Here is a 17999-nt window from a genome sequence, read left to right on the forward strand (position 1 = left end):
TTGGGGGGTATTTGTCAAAGTTCGCCACCTGTAGATATTTCCCTTGACTTAAGAAGGTGAATCGCTGCTTAACTGATGTAAGTTGCGCAAATAAGCAACAATGAGCGGGAAAAGAGCAACCATGTTTAAGACAGCACCGATTTCGGCCGCGTCTCAATCCGATGTCACCGAACAAATGGCGGCACGGCTCAAGATAGCTTTAGCCACTCATCTAGCGCAAGTTTATGCGCCTGATCAACGCAAATCTTTGAGACTATTTAGTGCAACAGAGACATCTGAGCTGTTGGGCGTGTCGGGACAATTCCTGCGCAAATGCCATAGCGAGGGAACCTTAGTAGAGCCTGTGGTGAACACAGGCGGCCGACGCTCGTACTCAGGGGATGAAATTTGGGCAATGCGCCAAGCGCTCGAAGTCGGTTCGCGTAGTGTGGGAAAATACGTTCCTGGTCGTCGCAAGGGGGACAAGCTTCAGGTTGTCCAGTTAATGAACTTTAAAGGAGGGTCCGCAAAATCTACTGCGACCATTCATTTGTGTCACTATCTTTGCCTGAGTGGCTATCGTGTGTTGGCGGTGGATCTCGATCCCCAAGGTAGTTTGACCGGGTTTTGTGGTCTTCAAACGGAATTAGAATTTGATGGGCTAACGATCTACGACGCCTTACGGTATGAAGATCCCCTGCCCTTGTCAGATGTAATCATCGACACGTATTTTCCAGGCCTTGATTTGGCCCCTGCTCGGCTCATACTTAGTGAGTTCGAGACTGAAACAGCTGTTAATGCTGGCCGAGGTGCCGCGTTTTTTGAACGTCTGTCGAATGCGATTGCGCCAATAGAAGATAATTATGATGTTGTCATTATCGATAGCCCCCCTGCCCTCGGATTTTTGACGCTCACGGGGCTTTTTGCTGCAACATCCGTGTTGGTGCCAATGACCCCTAGCATGCTTGACCTTGCCTCAACTCAGCAGTTTATCGAAATGACATCCGCCTATCTTGGGGTGATTGAAGATACCGGTGTCCGCATCGACCACGACTTTTTCAGTTTTTTGATTACCCGTGATGACCCAAGCGACATTCCAAGTCAGCAAATCGTGTCCTTGATGCGAGCATTATTTCAGGAGCGAATTATTCCATCCACGGCGCTGCGCAGTACTGCTGTTGGCGACGCGTCGATGTTGAAAATGTCGATCTACGAGGTTGCACGTTCTGACATGACACGCAGTACCTATGATCGCGCGCGCAAGAGCATGGACGCCGTTGGGTCGGACGTCGCGGACTTAGTTCAACAAGCATGGGGGCGTATCTAATGGCACTCGACAAGAATAAATTTGGTATCTTGGCCGCTATCGCCGCTGCGACTGAAGACGAAGCCTCGTTTGAAAAACCTTCTGTAACGGCTCGTGCACATCGAACTCTGCCCAAAGGAACCGTGGGTTCGGTTAGAGCTGGTTTAGGTGGCATTCAGGATATTGATACGTCGTTGATCATGCCTTGGGGGCCGCAAGATCGGTTGGAGTTAACAGCTGTTAACGCTGCTGATGAAGACGTTCAGGACCTTGCAGAAAGTATTAAAAACAGTGGGCAACAAGTTCCAGCTCTATTGCGTCCTGCAGAGCATCGGGACGGCAAGTTTGAGGTCATTTATGGCCGACGCCGCATTTTGGCATGCCGGAAGCTGGGCGTTCCCGTCAAAGCACTAATCCGAACATTGGACGATAGCGAAGCTTTGATTGCGAAGGGCTTGGAAAACACCAGCAGACAAGACTTGAGTTTTTATGAACGTGCGCGTTTTGCTCAAGCAATCCTTGATCAGAGTTACACTCGAGAGCAGGCCCAGCAAGCGCTGACAATCAGCAAGAACACGTTGTCCCAACTTGAACGTGTGGCGCGTCTGATTCCTGATTTAGTAGGGGTGGCGATTGGACCTGCGCACGGTGCGGGTCGACCCAAGTGGATGGCCTTAGCTGCCGCTTTCGAGAGCGCTGCGATTTCTGAAGGTGATGTGTTCAAGCTGCTAGCAGAGTGCCCAAAGAACGCGGGTTCTGATGCCCGACTGCAAGCGGCACTCGCCAGTTTGACCAAACGTGGTGCTAAAGAGGCGCGGCCATCCGAAAGAACCCCAGTGAAGGGAGCTATTGTTAGGTCCACCAAGTCGGCGGTTTCGCTGACGGTGAAGCGGGCAGGGGCCACCAAAGGTTTTGCAGACTGGATCGATAACAACATCGACCGTCTGATCGAGGAATCCCACCAGTCGTTTCAGGACGAAACTGGAGGATAATGCCAGTTAACATCTGTTAACTGGAGAACTGAGGATAAGAGCAAACAAGGAGGATAACGCAAAAAGAAACCCTCGAAACCGGAGTTCCGAGGGCTGCAACGCCAAAGCGCTGATTGTTCTCACACTTCAATCTTAGCAGTCCCCGAATCGCCGCACAACAAAAAAACGCCTTTGGGCGAACGGGTATCTGCGGCGTTTAGAAACATATGGGACATTTTAGACAACCGCCCTTCGGGGTAACTGGTCCTGTTAGGCACCAGATTGAAAGCAAAAGACCAACTGGCTGGCGCAAACCCACCGCAGGCTTAGCGACAGGAGAGCAATTCGCTCAAGCTGGTGAGCGGGCCTCTATAGCCAAATCTAAGGCCTTCGTGGCCGTGAAGCGAGTGGGGGCGCATATAGGCCTGAAAGCCAGCGACATGATGCTTCTGGACACGCTTGGAGCCTTCACAAAGGCCCAGGACTGGGAGGAGGGCAGGCGGCCTATCATTTGGGCCTCCAACGCGTATCTGATGGAGCAGACTGGGTTTTCTCTGTCAGCCCTAAAACGTCATGCGCGGCGCTTGGCTGAAGCCGGTATCATCGCCTTCAAAGACAGCCCCAATGGCAAACGCTGGGGCCATAGGGACGCGGATGGTGTAATTGTTGAGGCTTATGGCTTTGATCTGTCGCCTATGTCGGCTCGTGTGGATGAGTTCGGGCATCTCCACGTCGAACTACAGGCCGAACGTGAACTCTGCTTACGCCTGAAGCGCCAGATCACAGTGGCGCGCCGTATGATCCGTGCTCGCATCGAGGCAGCTCTCAACGGCACGCTGAGCGGTCCTTGGGCGCAACTGACAACTGTGTTCGAAGACCTACTGGGGCGGCTACCACGCCGTAAAGAAGCCTCTGAGACGTTAGAGCGACTCTTGGCTTGGTTTAAAGCACTGCAGGAGCGCGTCGAGGTATCCTTTTTCAAGGCAACTGAAACTTTTGAGGCTGTGGAAAACCTGCCTCTAATTGAAAGTTCAGTTGTTAATAATACTAAGAATATGGACCCCAAGGGGGCCACTACTGAACCTCATATACTAAATACAAATCAACTTAATCCTGTAGTGTGTAAGTCCTCAGAAGTAGAGAACGTTGAAAGTGTGGTGCTAAATGCTCCACCCGAAGAGCGTGTGGATGTGGGATTGGAAGACTGGGTAACTGAAGCACGCAAAAAGCGTGGGGCAGCTTTAGATTTACCAACTGTCATGCAGGCTTGTCCTGAATTTGCCTCTTGGGCGCGCAATTTGGGTGGATACCTGAAGGACTGGAGCGATCTTCATCGGATTGTGGGTCAACTCAGACCGATGATTGGCGTTTCGGACCATGCGTGGAACCTTGCGCAAGCCCGGCTTGGAACACAGGTTGCGACAGCAGCTCTTGTTTTGGTATTTGACAAACATTGCGCAGGCGAAATCAATTCACCAGGTGGATACCTACGCGGCATGGTCGAAAAGGCCGGGGCAGGGGAGCTGCATCTTGAGCGCAGTTTCTATGGGCGTTTGAACGGGCAGGCCGCATGAACGGGCCTATTGGCCAGACTGAAACGCAGGTATTTACCGTCAAGATCCAAGGTTGAGCTAAAAATTTGAGGCATGTCGTGAACAATTTCTTGGTGGATGGGCCAGATGGCGATGGTAATATTTGGGTTTTGTGTGGGCTGTCATCTCATCTTGAAGGTATCAATCGTTAAATGCCAATAACCCCGTGTCGTTATGGCACGTTTTTGGAAAGTCCGCCTCAACGACCTTTGCTTGCTTTAATGTCGTTTATAAGGGGGATGCGGCAAAGACGCGGGGGCGTTAGACAAAAAAACGCCGGGCACAAGGCCCGGCAAAGTCCAACAGGGAGTTATAAAGCGGCAATGCCACCTTATGCCGCCTAATTATGAGGCAGCGGTGAGTCGAGCAATCAATAACGGAAGAATTTGACGCATCCCCGCTATGCGGGTGGCACATGGGTCACGACCAAAGCTATGTCATCGGATGTACCTACACGACCACTTTGGCGCCATCGCGAATACTTCGGCGGTGGGCGATAATTTCATCCTGAACAAAATCGCGGAAAGCCGTGATGCGTTTGGACTGGCGCAGCTCCTCAGGAAAGGCGAGGTAAACAGGGACTTCGCCGCTTTCAATCTCGGGCAGAACGCGCACAAGTGTAGGGAAGTCTTCGGTGACATAATCGGGCAGAACGCCAATTCCAAGGTTAGACAACACCGCCTGAAGTACGCCGAAGTAGTTGTTTACATACAAAAGGTTGGGTTTGTCATAGCTAAGCAGATGCCCGACGAGGGTTGCTCCCGCCGCGACCTGGAACGCGCTGGGGCTTTGACAAATGAGCCGATGACGGCCGATATCTTCCATTTCATCAAATCCACCGATCTTGTCGAGGTATGTCTGGGTTGCATAAAGCCGCATGCGAACGGTCATCAGTTTTTTGCGTATCAGATCGGCCTGTGAAGGTTCTTTCATGCGGATGGCCACGTCAGCTTCGCGCATCGGCAGGTCCAGCACGCGTTCTTCCAGCATCAGGTCGATGTTCAGGTCGGGATATTTTTCATAAAGCGCAGGCAGACGTGGCGCGAGCCAGAGAGTGCCAAAGCCTGTGGTGGTGGTGACTTTCAGCTCACCAAAGACTTCCTCGGCAGAATCTTTGATCCGTGCGCTGGCAGCATCAAGGCGGCGCGACATGGATTTGGTTGCATCAAACAGCAATTCGCCCTGTTCGGTCAGGATCAGACCACGGGCGTGACGGTGAAACAATATCGTCGACAGTGATTCTTCGAGCGCGCGAATTTGGCGCGATACCGCCGATTGCGACAAATGTAGTGTGTCGCCCGCCGCCGTCAGTGACCCTGCGTCTGCAACCGCGTGAAAGATTCGTAACTTGTCCCAGTCCATCGGATATCCTTGTTGCATTTGTTACCGCTCACATTCTGGCACTTGTTACACGACCTTCATCACTTTTGGCACGCACAAGTGGCGTTCATAGGCGTTCAACTAACGGTCATTGTTAGAGAGACAAAGCCTAAGAAAAAGCACATGGGATTTTTTTGGAAATGCAGACATATCTGCTTATCGCCACTTACGGAATTATCATGCCCATTGGTGTGGCGTATACTGTGGCCAAGGGAATACAGTCGGTCATTCAGCAGATCACTGCCAATTAGGGCCAGTGATGAGGCGGGCCGAGTGGCTGCTTAAAACAAACCGATTATGCTGACTGCAACCAGTATGCCAATCGACAGGACAATCGTATGTCTAAACAAGGCAACAGGGTGGTTTTTTGATATGGCAAAATCCACAGCACGCAACGTTCAAATAGAACCAGATTTAGGGGTGGCTTCCAGTCATGGGCAAACACCCAAAGATGGTGAGGGAAAACTCACTTGAGAGGACAAATATTGCGTCGCACGCGGGCGCACACGAAGACTTGGTACCATAAGGTAACCCAGTTAGAGTGTAAAAGGGAATGGTTTCAGCAAATCAAAAAAGCAGTTTTCGGCTAAATGAAGGGCTACCGGCTGACGCCGATAGCATTATTTAGAGGAATGTAATTCCAGATACTGTGTAATGACGTCGTCGGTTACATTTCCAGAGGTTGTTGAGAAATATTCACGTGCCCAAAACCGCCTACTCCAGTAGCGCTTGCGTAGCTCAGCGCCGATGGCAGGTTATCGTAGACTACGCATTCAACGCAAGCTTCCAAGGGCGTGCCGCCTCATGGGTGGGCTGCAGCACAACAGCAACTGACCTCGGAACTCTGGGAAGTAACACTAGCAGCGCAAAAGCCGTCAGCGCCGATGGCAGCGTCTTCGTAAGCACCGCAATGAACGCAAGCAGCCAAAATCGAGCCTTCATCTGAAAGACCCAAATTCAGTATCTGGAAAATCTGATCCTGTCGTTCCCAATCATGGTCAATGACACCGAAATCGCTATGGCGAAGCACTAATACACCGTAGGCCGCCTGATGGACATGGCCATGCGCGCTGGACAGAGCGCCTTCGGCAACAAGCCTCAGGTCAGCATATGCAGGGCCCAAACTGCGGGACGCACTGAAAGTACTCGGCCGGTGGAGAGTCCAGATTATCAAGCGCTCGGATACCACAGAGGGCTTTGAAGTGCTGCCGCGCCGGTGGGTCGCTGAACGCAAGTTCGCCTGGCTGAACCGATGTCGCCGCCTATTAAAAGATTGGGAAGAATCTAACGCAAGCGCAGAGGCTTAGATCTTCATCGCACACATTAGACGCGTCACACCACATCTCGTAAGAAACTGAAATCGTTCGAAAAGTTTTTGAATCAGACTATAAGACAGTAAATCACACCTGAAGTCCATACGCTGATCCAGATCAGGGCTTTGGGCCCGATAATCGCCGCTAACCTGGTTGTGGTGCTGTGGGTCGGGTTTACCCTTCAATAGATCGCATCGATGGCTTGCTGCAAGCAATGCGGCTTTAACTGTAAAATGCGAACCAGAACTTTTGAGTCATGATCGACATCAGTGCAGGAGTCTCTCAGCGTGTTATTTTTAGAAATCCCTATGAGTAGGAGACGCCGATGGGCGCGCTTTGGCGCTCAGCCCGATATTACGAGGGAGATCGAAAATTGAATACGTCAGAAACTCAATTTGAGCTGTTTGAAAGTCAACTCGCCGAATGGAAGGTTCAAGTTGTAAAGCTTGAAGCTAAGGCCGCGGGCGCTGACGATGAGGCAAAACCTGCTTATGTGCGTGAGGTTAATGAGCTGAAGGCGAAGTTTTCAAAAACTGAGAAGCAATACAATGAAGCTCGCAAGGCGCAAAAAGGCACGTTGCCTGATACCATGGATGGGTTGAGCTCAGCTGGGCGTGACCTTGGCCATGCAGTTGGAAAGCCTATCAGGCGTTTTGGCTGATCGTTGATCTGCTGATCCGAGCCGATTTAATGAAGAAGGACTGATTATATGACCAAGAGTACTGAGAATCTTCAAACCGCATTGTCGATGGAACTGACTGCGATCCAGCAGTATCTGCTGCACACCCATGTTCTGGACGACTGGGGGCTTGATCGACTGGCTGAAAAAATGCGCGAAGAAATGAGCGAGGAGCTTGACCATGCCGGTCGATTTATCGATCGGATCCTTTATCTTGAGGGATTGCCTAGAGTCAAAGCCGCCAAAGCGCCGATCCAAGCACCAGGTCTCGATGCGCTGTTTCGCGGAGATCTTGGTGAGGAACGCGGTGCTGTGCTGTTCTACACGCAGGCTGCCCAAGATGCTGCCAAAGATAATGATATCGGCACAAGACGTCTTTTTGAGGACATAGCAATCGAAGAAGAAAGTCATATTGATTGGCTGACCCGCCAGATGAGTTTGCTCGAGAAGATGGGCGAGCCTACATACATGCTTGCCCAGATGGAGGACCAACAGGCAGCTTGACCAAATACAGGCATTGCAACGTTGCGCGAAACCCGACCGATGAACACTAGGTCTAACCTCCAGCTAAACTCCTGTCCTGGCCCATCTATTAAGCAAGCCGTTAGTATGGAGCGTTCTGACCGCCACAAAAGATTCTCTTCACAGTGCTGCTGAATTAATAACGTCATCCACGAAGACGCTTTTGCTCAGCAGTTGTTCGTCGGTGGCATCAGCACAACCTTCTAGGGCCGAAATCGGGTGTTTGGAACAAAATGGCCCAGGTTGCTCAGGCTACCTGCATAATTATTAATTTACAGACCTATTGGCGGTGGAAACCACTAGCTGATGCATAAAATAGCAAATAGCCAAAAGTGAGGGCCAATGATCAAAGCAACTGACCTTTTTGTAAAATGCCTTGAAAACGAAGGCATCAAACGCATCTTTGGCGTTCCGGGCGAAGAAAACGCTGATCTGATGCTGTCATTGCAGCACTCTTCGATTCAGTTTGTTATTACCCGCCACGAGCAGGGCGCCGCATTCATGGCTGCCGTCCATGGGCGCCTAACAGGTACAGTTGGCGTTTGCCTTGGTACACTTGGGCCCGGTGCCACTAACCTGATGACAGGCGTCGCTGACGGCAATATGGACCGTGCGCCGCTCTTGGTCATTACCGGGCAGGGGGCCACGACGCGGCAGCATAAAGAAAGCCATCAGATGATGGATGCCGTTGGGATGTTCCGATCGGTCACCAAGTGGTCGCAGGCGATTCTGACGCCCGATGCGATCCCAGAGATTGTGCGCAAGGCGGTCAAGCTGGCCGAGGCGGAAAAACCCGGTGCAGTGCATATTGAATTGGCCGAGGATATCGCAGCGATGGAAACTGACGCCGTGCCGCTGGCCCGCATTGCTGTCCGGCGACCATCCCCGAATGGTGAAGCCGTAGATAAGGCGTGGGCGCTGATCGAAGCGGCAAAGTGCCCATTGATCATCGCGGGCAACGGGACAATCAGAACACGGGCTAGCGCCGCCTTGCGGTCATTTTGTGAGACGACGGGCATCGGCGTGTTGATGACCTTCATGGCGAAGGGCGCGCTTGATCTGGAGGACCCACACTGTCTTTTCACTATCGGTTTGGGTCAGCGCGATTTTCCGATGTCGGTTGTTGATGGCGCAGACCTGATCATCACAATGGGTTATGACATGGTCGAATACCCGCCCCACAAATGGAACCCATCAGGCGACAAGAAAATCGTTCATCTAGATTTTATTCCTGCCGAGGTTGATGGCCGTTATATCCCTGCGGTGGAGGTTGTCGGCGATTTGGCCGCGTCCATTACCGCATTGAAAGAAAAGGCGGCAATGGGTGACACAGAATTTGATCTTGGTGACCAAAAAGCCCTGCGTCAGAAGATGCTTGAGGAGTTTGAAGAACATCGTAATCAATCTGATACCGGGCTGATCAAGCCGCAAAAAGCGATCGCGGATGTGCGCGCCTGCCTCGGGCCTTCGGACATTCTTCTTTGCGGTGTCGGTGCTCACAAAATGTGGGTAGCCCGACAATATCAGTCGCATGAACCAGGGACATGTATTATCTCGAACGGCTTCTGTTCTATGGGGATGCCGCTGCCTGGTGCGATTAGCGCCTCAATGAGCTGCCCGAGCAGAAAGGTGCTTGGCCTCGCGGGTGACGGCGATTTCCTGATGAATGTACAGGAGATGGAAACGGCATCACGGCTGAAATCGGACATCACCATGCTGGTCTGGGAAGACCATTCCTATGGGCTGATCGCATGGAAGCAGGAGCAGGAGTTTGGGACCCATACCGATCTCAGCTTCTCTAACCCCGACTGGATGCAGTTGGGGCAGAGTTTTGGCTGGAAAGTGGATGTCTGCGACCAAGCGGCGAGCTTGCAATCCACGCTACGCTCAGCACTTGATCATAAGGGGCCCGCTCTTGTTGTTATCCCCGTCGATTATTCGGAAAATATGAAGCTAACCAAACGGCTGGGCCGGCTTACTGCCTGCCTTTGAAAATTGAATGTTTTATAGAAGATGCGCAGCAGGAACATTGATACAAACCAGCATGACAGGCTGCTATTTCAGATGGCTTTGTTGCACAACCACTTGCTGGTCGAGCTTCCCCTTACCACAGGCGGACTTAGCCTACTGGCTCAGTGATAGGTATGCCAAGAGCAGTATAGCGGATGAGGACGGTGAGACGGACCTGGATCTTTCGACCTACCTTTCGAAGTCCCTCTGCGCTAGACAACGCTAGAAAATTTATGTGCAATTGTGCTTAAGATGTAGGTAATACTAATGAGGAAAACTGATGCTGATCCGGCTGTCGTCGCCGAACTTGCTCCAACTGGGAGGTTACTCGCAGGTATAAACCTGAGTAATTTTCTGCTTGTGACGGATACTGCTGCAAACGGGGATCCAGTAGGTGTCTCGCCCGATATGGCTACAGAAATTGCACGGCAGTTAGGCGTGGCTGTCGAATATGTTAGATACCCTGATCCTGGCTCGTTGGCTGATGCTGCGGAAAGCGGCGAATGGAGTATTGGGAATATAGGGGCGGAGCCTCAGCGTGCCCAGACGATTACATTCAGCAGCGCTTACTGTGAGATCGTATCAACTTTTTTGGTGCCTGATGGATCGCAAATCAAGTCAATAGCTGATGTTGACCGGCCTGGTATTCGCATAGTAACGACAGGACGCGCGGCATATGGCCTGTGGCTTGATAATAATCTCAAACATGCCACGCTTTTACGGACTGACAGTATCGAGAGCTCCTTTGATGCATTTGTGGAGCACAAAATCGATGCGCTCGCCGGTTTGCGCCCGCGTCTCATCGCAGATGTGGAGCGCTTACCAGGGGCCCGTATCTTAGAGGGTCAGTTCAGCACTGTGCAGCAGGCAGTTGGGACGCCCCGAAAAAACGTGGCGGCGGCGGCGTGGCTAGCGGTTGTGGTCGAAGACCTCAAATCTTCTGGTTTCGTTGCTGAATGCATAGCCAAACATGACGTCAAAGGACTTACGGTCGCATCCTTTGTTTGAAGTCAGTGCGGCACACAAACCGCTTTGGCTTTAAAAAGGAGATGTGGCTCAGAAATGCTCTGATTCTTGCATCTATCTCGCGCCTTTAAATTTCCGATTTTATGAACCTATTGAACGACGAGATCTATTTGCTAGTAGGCCGCATGCTATAATTATGGCCGCACCAGATAACTCCCGCATTGAGGCAACTTCTGCAAAAAGGAAATATCCGATTGTTAGTGCAAAGAGAATTCGCGCGTAGGGAAATGCAGCAAGCGCAGACACTTCGCCAAATCTGTAGGCTTCGACCGTAAGGAGCATTCCTATTGTTGCAAAGGTTCCTGCAGTCAAAAGTAATAACGCATCAGTTAAAGTAAGGTTTGTCCAACCTGCCAAGGCCATGGGCATGGTACCCGCGCTGGCCACCAGCCCGATCCAGAACATGATTGTCGCGGTATGTTCAGTGCGTGCAAGTAATCGATTTTGAAAGATTAAAATTGCCGCCATAAAGGCTGAACCGAGTCCAAATAGCATGCCTTTTTCCATGTTCAGGCTGTTCACGTTGCTGGCTATGATAACTCCGACGAACCCGAGGACGGTGGTGAGGCACCGTACCATACCAATCCTCTCACCCATCACAAATGGTGCCATCGTAACAACGAAAAGGGACGTAGTAAAAGTTAGTGTGGAAGCGAGCGCGAGGTCTAATGTCAGAAAACTTGCGTAATAGAGCCACCAACAGACCAGACTTGTTATCCCTCGGACCACCAGCTTTAACCAGAACGTTGAGTGGAATAACGAAGGGCGTGTGCATCCAATCCAAAGGGTGACGATAACAAGCTGGCAAACAGAGCGAAAAAAGATGATCTGCGAAAATGGTACGTCAGGTGAGAGAAACCTCAAAACAGTCACGTCTATGGTGAAAAGGCCCGCGGCGGCTACGAGAAGGGCCGCGCCATAACTATTGTTGATGGCGACATTGCTTGTCACGTGCGGCGATAGGGAGTAAATTCTGAGGGTGTTATTTCAGCAAGCTGGCGGAGAATTTGAACCCACGCTGCAAGGCCATCGGCAATCGAGGATAGGCGAAAAAACTCATTTGGCGCGTGGAAGTTTTCATCTGACAGTGCAAATGAGAACATCACCGTATCTAACCCTAACACACGCGATACGATCTCGGTTAGTGGTAGAGAGGCGCCAATGCGGACCTTAAGAGGTGATTGCCCTGTCGTGTGTTCAAGGGCTGCCAGGGCGGCCTTCAACAGTGGATGATCTGGCGGCACAGCATAGGCCCCGCCTTGGCCCCTGTCGCCGTAGATTTCCATAGTACTCCCAGCGGGAAGTTGCGCCTTAAGGTGTTCAATCACGGCCTTCTTTGCACGTTGTGGATCTTGGCCTGGGACAAGGCGCATCGTAAGTTTGGCAAAGGCCTCGTTTGGAATTACCGTTTTAGAACCGGCACCGGTATACCCCCCCCACATGCCGTTAACGTCCAAGGTGGGCCGCATCCAAAGCCGCTCAAGGGTGGAGAATCCTGCCTCACCACATGGCTGTGCGCCGATGGCGGCAAAAGAGCTCTCCTCGTCATAAGGTATCGCGGCGATCTCAGTGCTTTCGTCATGTGTCGGCTCCACCACGCCATCATAAAATCCGGGTGCTGTGATGTGACCTTGTGCATCGTGCAAGCTTGCGACGAGGGTTGAAAGGACATGCAACGGGTTCGCTACAATGCCGCCATAACGCCCCGAATGCAGGTCTTGCCCTGCGGTCTGTACGCGCATCTCAAAGCCTGCGTTGCCGCGTGATCCAATATTCAGTGCCACCAGGTCAGGCCGCCAGCGTGCACCGTCCGCTGATAACACCGCATCAGCCCCAAGTAGGTCACTATGTGTTTCCAATATGCCTGGCAGGGACGGGGAGCCTGTTTCCTCCTCGCCCTCTATCAGCAACTTAACGTTAATTGGCAGCAGCCCCTCGACGGCGACAAAGGCAGCAAGCGTATCTAGTGCGATCATCATCGGGCCTTTATCGTCCGAGATTCCACGGCCATAAAGCCTGCCGTCCCGCTCAGCAGGCTCGAATGGCGGTGTGTCCCATTTGTTCAACGGGTCTGGCGGCTGCACATCATAATGCGCGTAGATAAGTATCGTTGGCTTGCCAGGCGCATCCATCCGTTCAGCATAAATAGCAGGCTGCCCGCTCCCATCGCTCGGTGTTAGACGTTTTAAGCGCTTAAAACCCATTGCATCAATGTGTGCTTCGATCAGTTGTCGGGCATCTTCCATACCTTTTGACATCGCTGGATCGGCCCCGATGGAAGGGCAGGCAACAAGCGTTTTTAAGACTTCGATTAACTGCGGTTTTCTATTAAGTGCATGGGCAAGGACTGCATCGGTCATGGGATCTCTTTTCAGGTTATACCGCCATCAACGCTCAGGATTTGACCCGTGATCCATCCAGCCTCCTGCGACGTCAAAAATGCGGCAGCGGAGGCAATGTCTTCGGGTGACCCTAATCTGCGGGTGTGAATGCGACTGACCAGTTGTGCCTGTTCGTCTGGGCTGAAAGCGTCCCATTGTCGGCATGTCGCGGGATTAGACAGGATGAAACCAGGAGCGATGGAATTGACGGTTATGCCATGTTGACCCAGCTCAAGGCTGAGCTGTTTAGTTAGACCGACCAGTGCGTGTTTTGCTGCCGTATAGGCATGAATTCCTGTCAGGCTAGGTCGAAGACCCGCGCCAGAGCTTATAGTCACAATCCTGCCCCAACCCGCCGCTTTCATTTTTGGTACAAGGGCTTGGGTTAAATAAAGCGTCGCATCTACGTTGACAGCAAAGATGCTGTGCCACGCTTGCGAATCTACATCTTCTAGTGGGGTGCCTACTTGGCCAAGGACACCTCCAGCGGCGTTGACCACAATATCTGGTGCGGCATGGTCAATGGTAATCTGCTGTACGGCAGCCTTCACCGAAGCTGAATTGGTCAGATCACAGGCAATGGCGGGCAACCCTAATTTGTCAGCAGCATCCTGAAGCGCATCACCGGCCAGATCGCTCACTATGACTTTTGCTCCGCTCGCTGAAAGTCGTGTCGCGATTGCGGCCCCGATACCGCCGACAAAACCTGTCACAAGTGCAGTGCGGACCGTCATGCCTGCACCTTGGTTAGTTCATAGAAGGTGTTGATCGATATGTCGCGTCGACCCTCTTCAATGTCGTGTATTAATTCAACTAACCGGCATAAAAGCGGAGTGTCGATGCCGTGTTTTGCGGCAATTTCGGCCACGTTTCCAACCTGTGGGTCGACTTCAGTTTTACGTTTGCGCACTGCCAGATCGCGGTAGATGCCCGTGTGAGTTTTGGCGGTTTTGGAGTTAAATTCAGCCAAATCTGCAAGGCTCTGTAGGGCTGCGGCATCTGTTGCGCCGGGCATAAAAGCCGCAGGCTCGAATCCGTTGAAAGGTTTTGGTTCGACTCCTTCAGCTACGGCGGTGCGCATAACTTCGCGTGCAAGACCTATCAATACTGGGCCGCGTGAGGGGTCAGCAAAATTAATGGTCATGCTGTCATGGGTCAATGCGGTGGCAAACAGCATTGCGCCGTATCCCATCTTTCCCCAAAGATAAGCCCAGATATCTTGGGTCAGCACTGCATCTGGTTCGAATATCTGCAAAAGCGCGAACATGTCTTTGGTACGTTGACGCTCACTGCCGTCAATTTCGCCTAGCACCACGGCTCCGCGATTGCCAAAGAGTATGCGACCAGGGCCAACCCAGTCAGCACCATAGTTTACGAAGGCCCCGATGGTACGCTCGGGGCCAGCATGCTTCGCTATCACATGCTCGTTCAACCCGTTTTGCGCAGATAAGATAAAGCCGTTCTGCGCTAAGTGTGGCATCAACTGCTTGAGCGCGGCTTCAGTTGCTTGGGCTTTTACGGCTAGTACTATGCGACCATAAGTACCCTTTAGTTGGTCAGTGGTAACGCACGATACAATTTGAGTAAACTCCTCGACGGGCCCCTCGATGGAAAGGCCCCGAGTATTACAAGCAGCCACGTGTTCCGGAACAATATCAACCATCAAAACTGGGACGCCAGCCCGTGCCCAATATGCGCCAAGGATACCTCCAATGGCACCAGCACCCCAAATCAGAATTGGCTCATCCATTGCGTGTGCTCCCCCAAGGTCCTTCTAATGCGGCGCGCGTCTCTGCCACTCCGGTTTCCCAAATAGCCTGCATTTCTGCATCAGGCCGCTGCCAAAGGCCGCCGAATGATCCGTCTTCCAAAATTTCACGCACCTGGGTGGGTGTAGCGGCTCGCATCAACGCCATGTCGATGCTCGGCTTTTCGCCGGTCGGAGCGGGTGCATGAGCTAGTCGAGTCCAGGGAAAATTTTCCATCCAATTGGCATGCGATCCGCTGCTGTCGGTTTCCTGAATTTTCGCCCAAGTTTTAGGTGCATTCCACCAGTTGTGAAACTTGATAGAAGTATCTGCGTAATCACCCATAAGTTCTTGTGCCAAGGCCGCTACAGGGTTGTTGCCGCCATGCCCGTTTACGATCAGAATTTGACGGAACCCTGCGCGGCGAACCGATGCTATAACGTCGCGCATCACAGCCATTAGTGTTTCTACTCGTAAACAGATTGTGCCGGGGTATGCGTTGAAATAGGGGGCTAATCCGTATGGCATTACTGGAAAGACGGGAATATTTAGTGGCCCGGCTGCATCATTAGATACCTTGTCAGCCAAGATCATATCCACGCAAAGTGATAGCTGTGCGTGTTGCTCGGTTGATCCGATTGGCAAAATACAGCGTGGATCAAGGGCGGCAGCCTCCTCTACGTCACGCCAGTTCAAATCGGCAATTCTCATTGAGGTTGTCCTTCGTTTTTAAGGGAGGTAGCTGCTAAAGCCTCCTGTGGCAGCTCGCCTGCCCAGTTTTCTGCTCCTAAGACTACTTTTGTCATGAGTTCGGACAGCATTTGGCGTTCCCCGTCAGATAATGCTTTAAGCATGCGCTGCTCTTGAGCCTCGAATACGGGACGGGTCACATTGAAGAGTGACAAGCCCTTTTGGGAAAGTTGCAACGCCTGTTTACGTCCCCCACCTGGTGTCTGCACACGCGCCTCGATCATGCCCATAAGCTCAAGCCGTTTTACTGCACGGCTGAGCGTATTCTTTGGAAAGCCGGAGGTCCTCGAAATGTCGCTCGCGCTACCGCCTTCGGCTAAGGCTAGGGAATAAATAACAACATACTCGGGCCGCTTCAGTCCGTAGGTGTCCTGCACCCAATTATAGAGCGGGGTATTATACAGCAGCGCCAAATAGTTAATTCGAAATGTGAAAGGGCAGGGGTTACCCCATAATTTTGCATCCAGCATTCCTGGACTGATTTCAGCTTCACCCCCTATCTCGGGTTTGCCCAATTCTTCATCAAAGTTTGGCTGCGAACCTGACATAAGCGCTTCGTCCTTATATTAGATAGTGAGTTCCAAATTGAACTTGACTGGAACTTTATCTCGCTACATGTTGTGAATGCAAGTTCCAAATGGAACAAGAAATTTACAAGTTCAACCGTAGTAGGCATGTTGCCTACTTCTACTATCTGAAAGGGAAAATTATGAGATACCAGAAATTCCTTGCACCATTGGTGTTCGGACTAGGTGTAGTAACAGCGGGTGTAGCAACTGCACAGACGCTAACAATAGGGGTCCGCGGCGGCCCCGAGTCGATGGATCCTCATTTCTCCGCGCTTGGCTCTCACGCAGAAGCGGCCAAGCATATCTTTGATACCTTGGTCTGGTCCGGTGACGACCTGCAGATTGAACCAGGTTTGGCGGTTAGCTGGACATCGGTAGATGAAGATACGTGGGAATTTAAGCTGCGCGAAGGCGTGAAGTTCCACGACGGATCCGATTTTGATGCCGAGGACGTGAAGTTTTCGATTGAGCGTATACCGGTTGTGACCGGTCCGACCACCACGGCAATCTATGTGCGCAGAGTTGAGAGTGTTGACATCATTGACCCTTATACACTGCACATCAACACGGACGGTCAAGCGGCAACACTGCCTAATGATTTCATCCGATTATTTATCGTCTCGTCCGACGCGGCGGCAGATTATTCCACACTTGAGACATCTGCTGAAGGCTTCAACTCGGGCGTGGCCACTATCGGTACCGGCCCCTACAAATACACCAGCTGGGAACCAAAAGGTGATCTGGTGTTAGACAGAAATTCGGATTACTGGCGCGGCGAAGGCGCTTGGGAAACCGTGATCCGTAGAGAAATCCCTAACGACAGTTCGCGTCTGGCGGCGTTGAAGGCGGGCCAAGTCGACCTGATCAACTATGTCTCATCAGTGGATTACCTCGCCCTTGAGCGTGACGCCAACATTGATGCGGTCAAGGGTGACAGTGTCTATATCATGAACCTGCAATTGGATCAGCGCGAAGACACACCTCTAGTGCGCGCCATCGACGGATCAGACCTGGCTGAAAACCCTTTTCGTGATCTTAGGGTGCGTCAGGCTGTAGATCATGCCATAGATCGTCAGACGATGGTGGATATCGTTCTGGAAGGTTTAGGCAGGCCAGCAAATCAAATGATGCCAGCGGGTTTCTTTGGTTCAAGTGAGAACATCCCGATGCCGGAGTACAGCCCTACTAAAGCAAGGGAATTGCTTGCGGATGCCGGATATCCAGATGGGTTTGAAGTGGATTTATATTGCACGGCGGACCGATTGCCTGGGGATGGCGCAATTTGCCAAGGTCTGGGCCAGATGCTGACACAAGTGGGAATAAAAACCAACGTGAACGCGATCTCTAAGACTGTCTACTTCCCTGCACAAGCTCGGCTGGAGTACTCGATGTTCTTGAATGGTTGGGGCACGCTAACTGGTGAGGCCTCTTACACACTCGGTGGTTTAGCGCACTCTAACGATCCAGAGGTGAACCTTGGTGCATATAACCGCATTGAATACGAAAACGACGATGTGGATATGTTGCTGCAAACTGGAGCGACGATGATGGACGAGGCAGAGCGCCGCGCAACCTATGAAGAAGCGATGGAGAAGGTGATGGCGGACAAGGCTTATATCTCTGTGGTGCAACTTCAGACAGTTTGGGGGGCGAAGGCTGGCATGTTCGAGTTTAATCCACGCCTCGACGAAGACACGCTGGCTTTCTTTATTAGGCCCGCGCCTTAAGCAATGTGACCTTCCAAACTTCCGGGCGGCGTCTTTGCCGCCCGGT

At 51.9% G+C, this 17999-nt stretch carries 15 protein-coding genes and 3 pseudogenes; 9 read left to right on the forward strand and 9 right to left on the reverse strand.

Features of this window, described 5'->3' with window-relative positions:
* Window positions 1–121 precede the first annotated feature (121 nt).
* The 3 genes from repA (at window position 122) to repC (ending at window position 3830) form a co-directional block, all read left to right on the forward strand.
* Complete coding sequence (gene repA / locus OAN307_RS24605; protein ID WP_051068141.1) at window positions 122–1306, forward strand: plasmid partitioning protein RepA; 1185 nt, start codon at window positions 122–124, stop codon at window positions 1304–1306.
* Window positions 1306–2277 (forward strand): plasmid partitioning protein RepB, encoded by a 972-nt coding sequence (gene repB, locus OAN307_RS24610; RefSeq protein WP_051068142.1) that lies wholly within the window; start codon window positions 1306–1308, stop codon window positions 2275–2277. Before repA ends, repB begins: the two co-directional genes overlap by 1 nt.
* 206 nt (window positions 2278–2483) lie before the next feature.
* The gene (gene repC / locus OAN307_RS24615; RefSeq protein WP_015493464.1) at window positions 2484–3830 is read left to right on the forward strand and encodes a plasmid replication protein RepC; all 1347 of its coding nucleotides are present in this window, start codon (window positions 2484–2486) and stop codon (window positions 3828–3830) included.
* A gap of 468 nt (window positions 3831–4298) precedes the next feature.
* On the opposite strand, the gene OAN307_RS24620 is transcribed toward repC, so the two are convergent.
* Complete coding sequence (locus OAN307_RS24620) at window positions 4299–5210, reverse strand: LysR family transcriptional regulator (protein ID WP_044045245.1); 912 nt, start codon at window positions 5208–5210, stop codon at window positions 4299–4301.
* A 638-nt stretch (window positions 5211–5848) separates the two neighbouring features.
* A pseudogene (locus OAN307_RS27380) lies at window positions 5849–5968 on the reverse strand (transposase); the annotation flags it as partial.
* A 369-nt stretch (window positions 5969–6337) separates the two neighbouring features.
* Between OAN307_RS27380 and OAN307_RS27385 the strand changes: the two are divergent.
* The 5 genes and pseudogenes from OAN307_RS27385 to OAN307_RS24640 all read left to right on the forward strand — a co-directional run.
* A pseudogene (locus tag OAN307_RS27385) lies at window positions 6338–6535 on the forward strand (transposase); the annotation flags it as partial.
* A gap of 331 nt (window positions 6536–6866) precedes the next feature.
* Entirely contained in the window at window positions 6867–7202 is a 336-nt protein-coding gene (locus tag OAN307_RS24625; protein ID WP_015493467.1) for a sll1863 family stress response protein, read from the forward strand.
* Window positions 7203–7250: 48 nt separating this feature from the next.
* On the forward strand, window positions 7251–7724 hold the full coding sequence (locus tag OAN307_RS24630; protein WP_015493468.1) for a bacterioferritin: 474 nt from the start codon (window positions 7251–7253) through the stop codon (window positions 7722–7724).
* Window positions 7725–8084: 360 nt separating this feature from the next.
* A complete protein-coding gene (locus OAN307_RS24635) occupies window positions 8085–9734 on the forward strand; it encodes an acetolactate synthase large subunit (RefSeq protein ID WP_015493469.1) in 1650 nt (549 codons plus the stop codon).
* 285 nt (window positions 9735–10019) lie between these two features.
* Window positions 10020–10760, forward strand: a complete 741-nt coding sequence (locus tag OAN307_RS24640; protein ID WP_015493470.1) for a transporter substrate-binding domain-containing protein — start codon at window positions 10020–10022, stop codon at window positions 10758–10760.
* Between the two features lie 99 nt (window positions 10761–10859).
* Here OAN307_RS24640 and OAN307_RS30580 read toward each other — a convergent pair whose 3' ends face one another.
* From OAN307_RS30580 to OAN307_RS25630, 7 genes and pseudogenes are all read right to left on the reverse strand, one after another.
* Window positions 10860–11285, reverse strand: coding sequence for a DMT family transporter (locus OAN307_RS30580; RefSeq protein WP_245541077.1), 426 nt, complete (start codon window positions 11283–11285; stop codon window positions 10860–10862).
* Window positions 11286–11318: 33 nt separating this feature from the next.
* Window positions 11319–11729, reverse strand: a pseudogene (locus OAN307_RS31585) (EamA family transporter); the annotation flags it as partial.
* Window positions 11726–13138, reverse strand: coding sequence for a dipeptidase (locus OAN307_RS24650; protein WP_015493472.1), 1413 nt, complete (start codon window positions 13136–13138; stop codon window positions 11726–11728). The gene OAN307_RS24650 and the pseudogene OAN307_RS31585, both read right to left, overlap by 4 nt.
* 11 nt (window positions 13139–13149) lie before the next feature.
* A complete protein-coding gene (locus OAN307_RS24655; RefSeq protein ID WP_015493473.1) occupies window positions 13150–13893 on the reverse strand; it encodes an SDR family NAD(P)-dependent oxidoreductase in 744 nt (247 codons plus the stop codon).
* Entirely contained in the window at window positions 13890–14909 is a 1020-nt protein-coding gene (locus OAN307_RS24660; RefSeq protein WP_015493474.1) for a ketopantoate reductase family protein, read from the reverse strand. Before OAN307_RS24660 ends, OAN307_RS24655 begins: the two co-directional genes overlap by 4 nt.
* On the reverse strand, window positions 14902–15618 hold the full coding sequence (locus OAN307_RS24665; RefSeq protein ID WP_015493475.1) for a creatininase family protein: 717 nt from the start codon (window positions 15616–15618) through the stop codon (window positions 14902–14904). The genes OAN307_RS24660 and OAN307_RS24665 overlap by 8 nt, the downstream gene beginning before the upstream one ends.
* Entirely contained in the window at window positions 15615–16205 is a 591-nt protein-coding gene (locus OAN307_RS25630; protein WP_015493476.1) for a MarR family winged helix-turn-helix transcriptional regulator, read from the reverse strand. Before OAN307_RS25630 ends, OAN307_RS24665 begins: the two co-directional genes overlap by 4 nt.
* 161 nt (window positions 16206–16366) lie before the next feature.
* Here OAN307_RS25630 and OAN307_RS24675 point away from each other — a divergent pair, with 161 nt between their 5' ends.
* Window positions 16367–17953, forward strand: a complete 1587-nt coding sequence (locus OAN307_RS24675) for an ABC transporter substrate-binding protein (protein ID WP_044045250.1) — start codon at window positions 16367–16369, stop codon at window positions 17951–17953.
* Window positions 17954–17999: the final 46 nt, after the last annotated feature.

Origin of the sequence: Octadecabacter antarcticus 307, from assembly GCF_000155675.2 — a bacterium.
In the GTDB taxonomy this organism is placed as follows: Bacteria; Pseudomonadota; Alphaproteobacteria; order Rhodobacterales; family Rhodobacteraceae; genus Octadecabacter; species Octadecabacter antarcticus.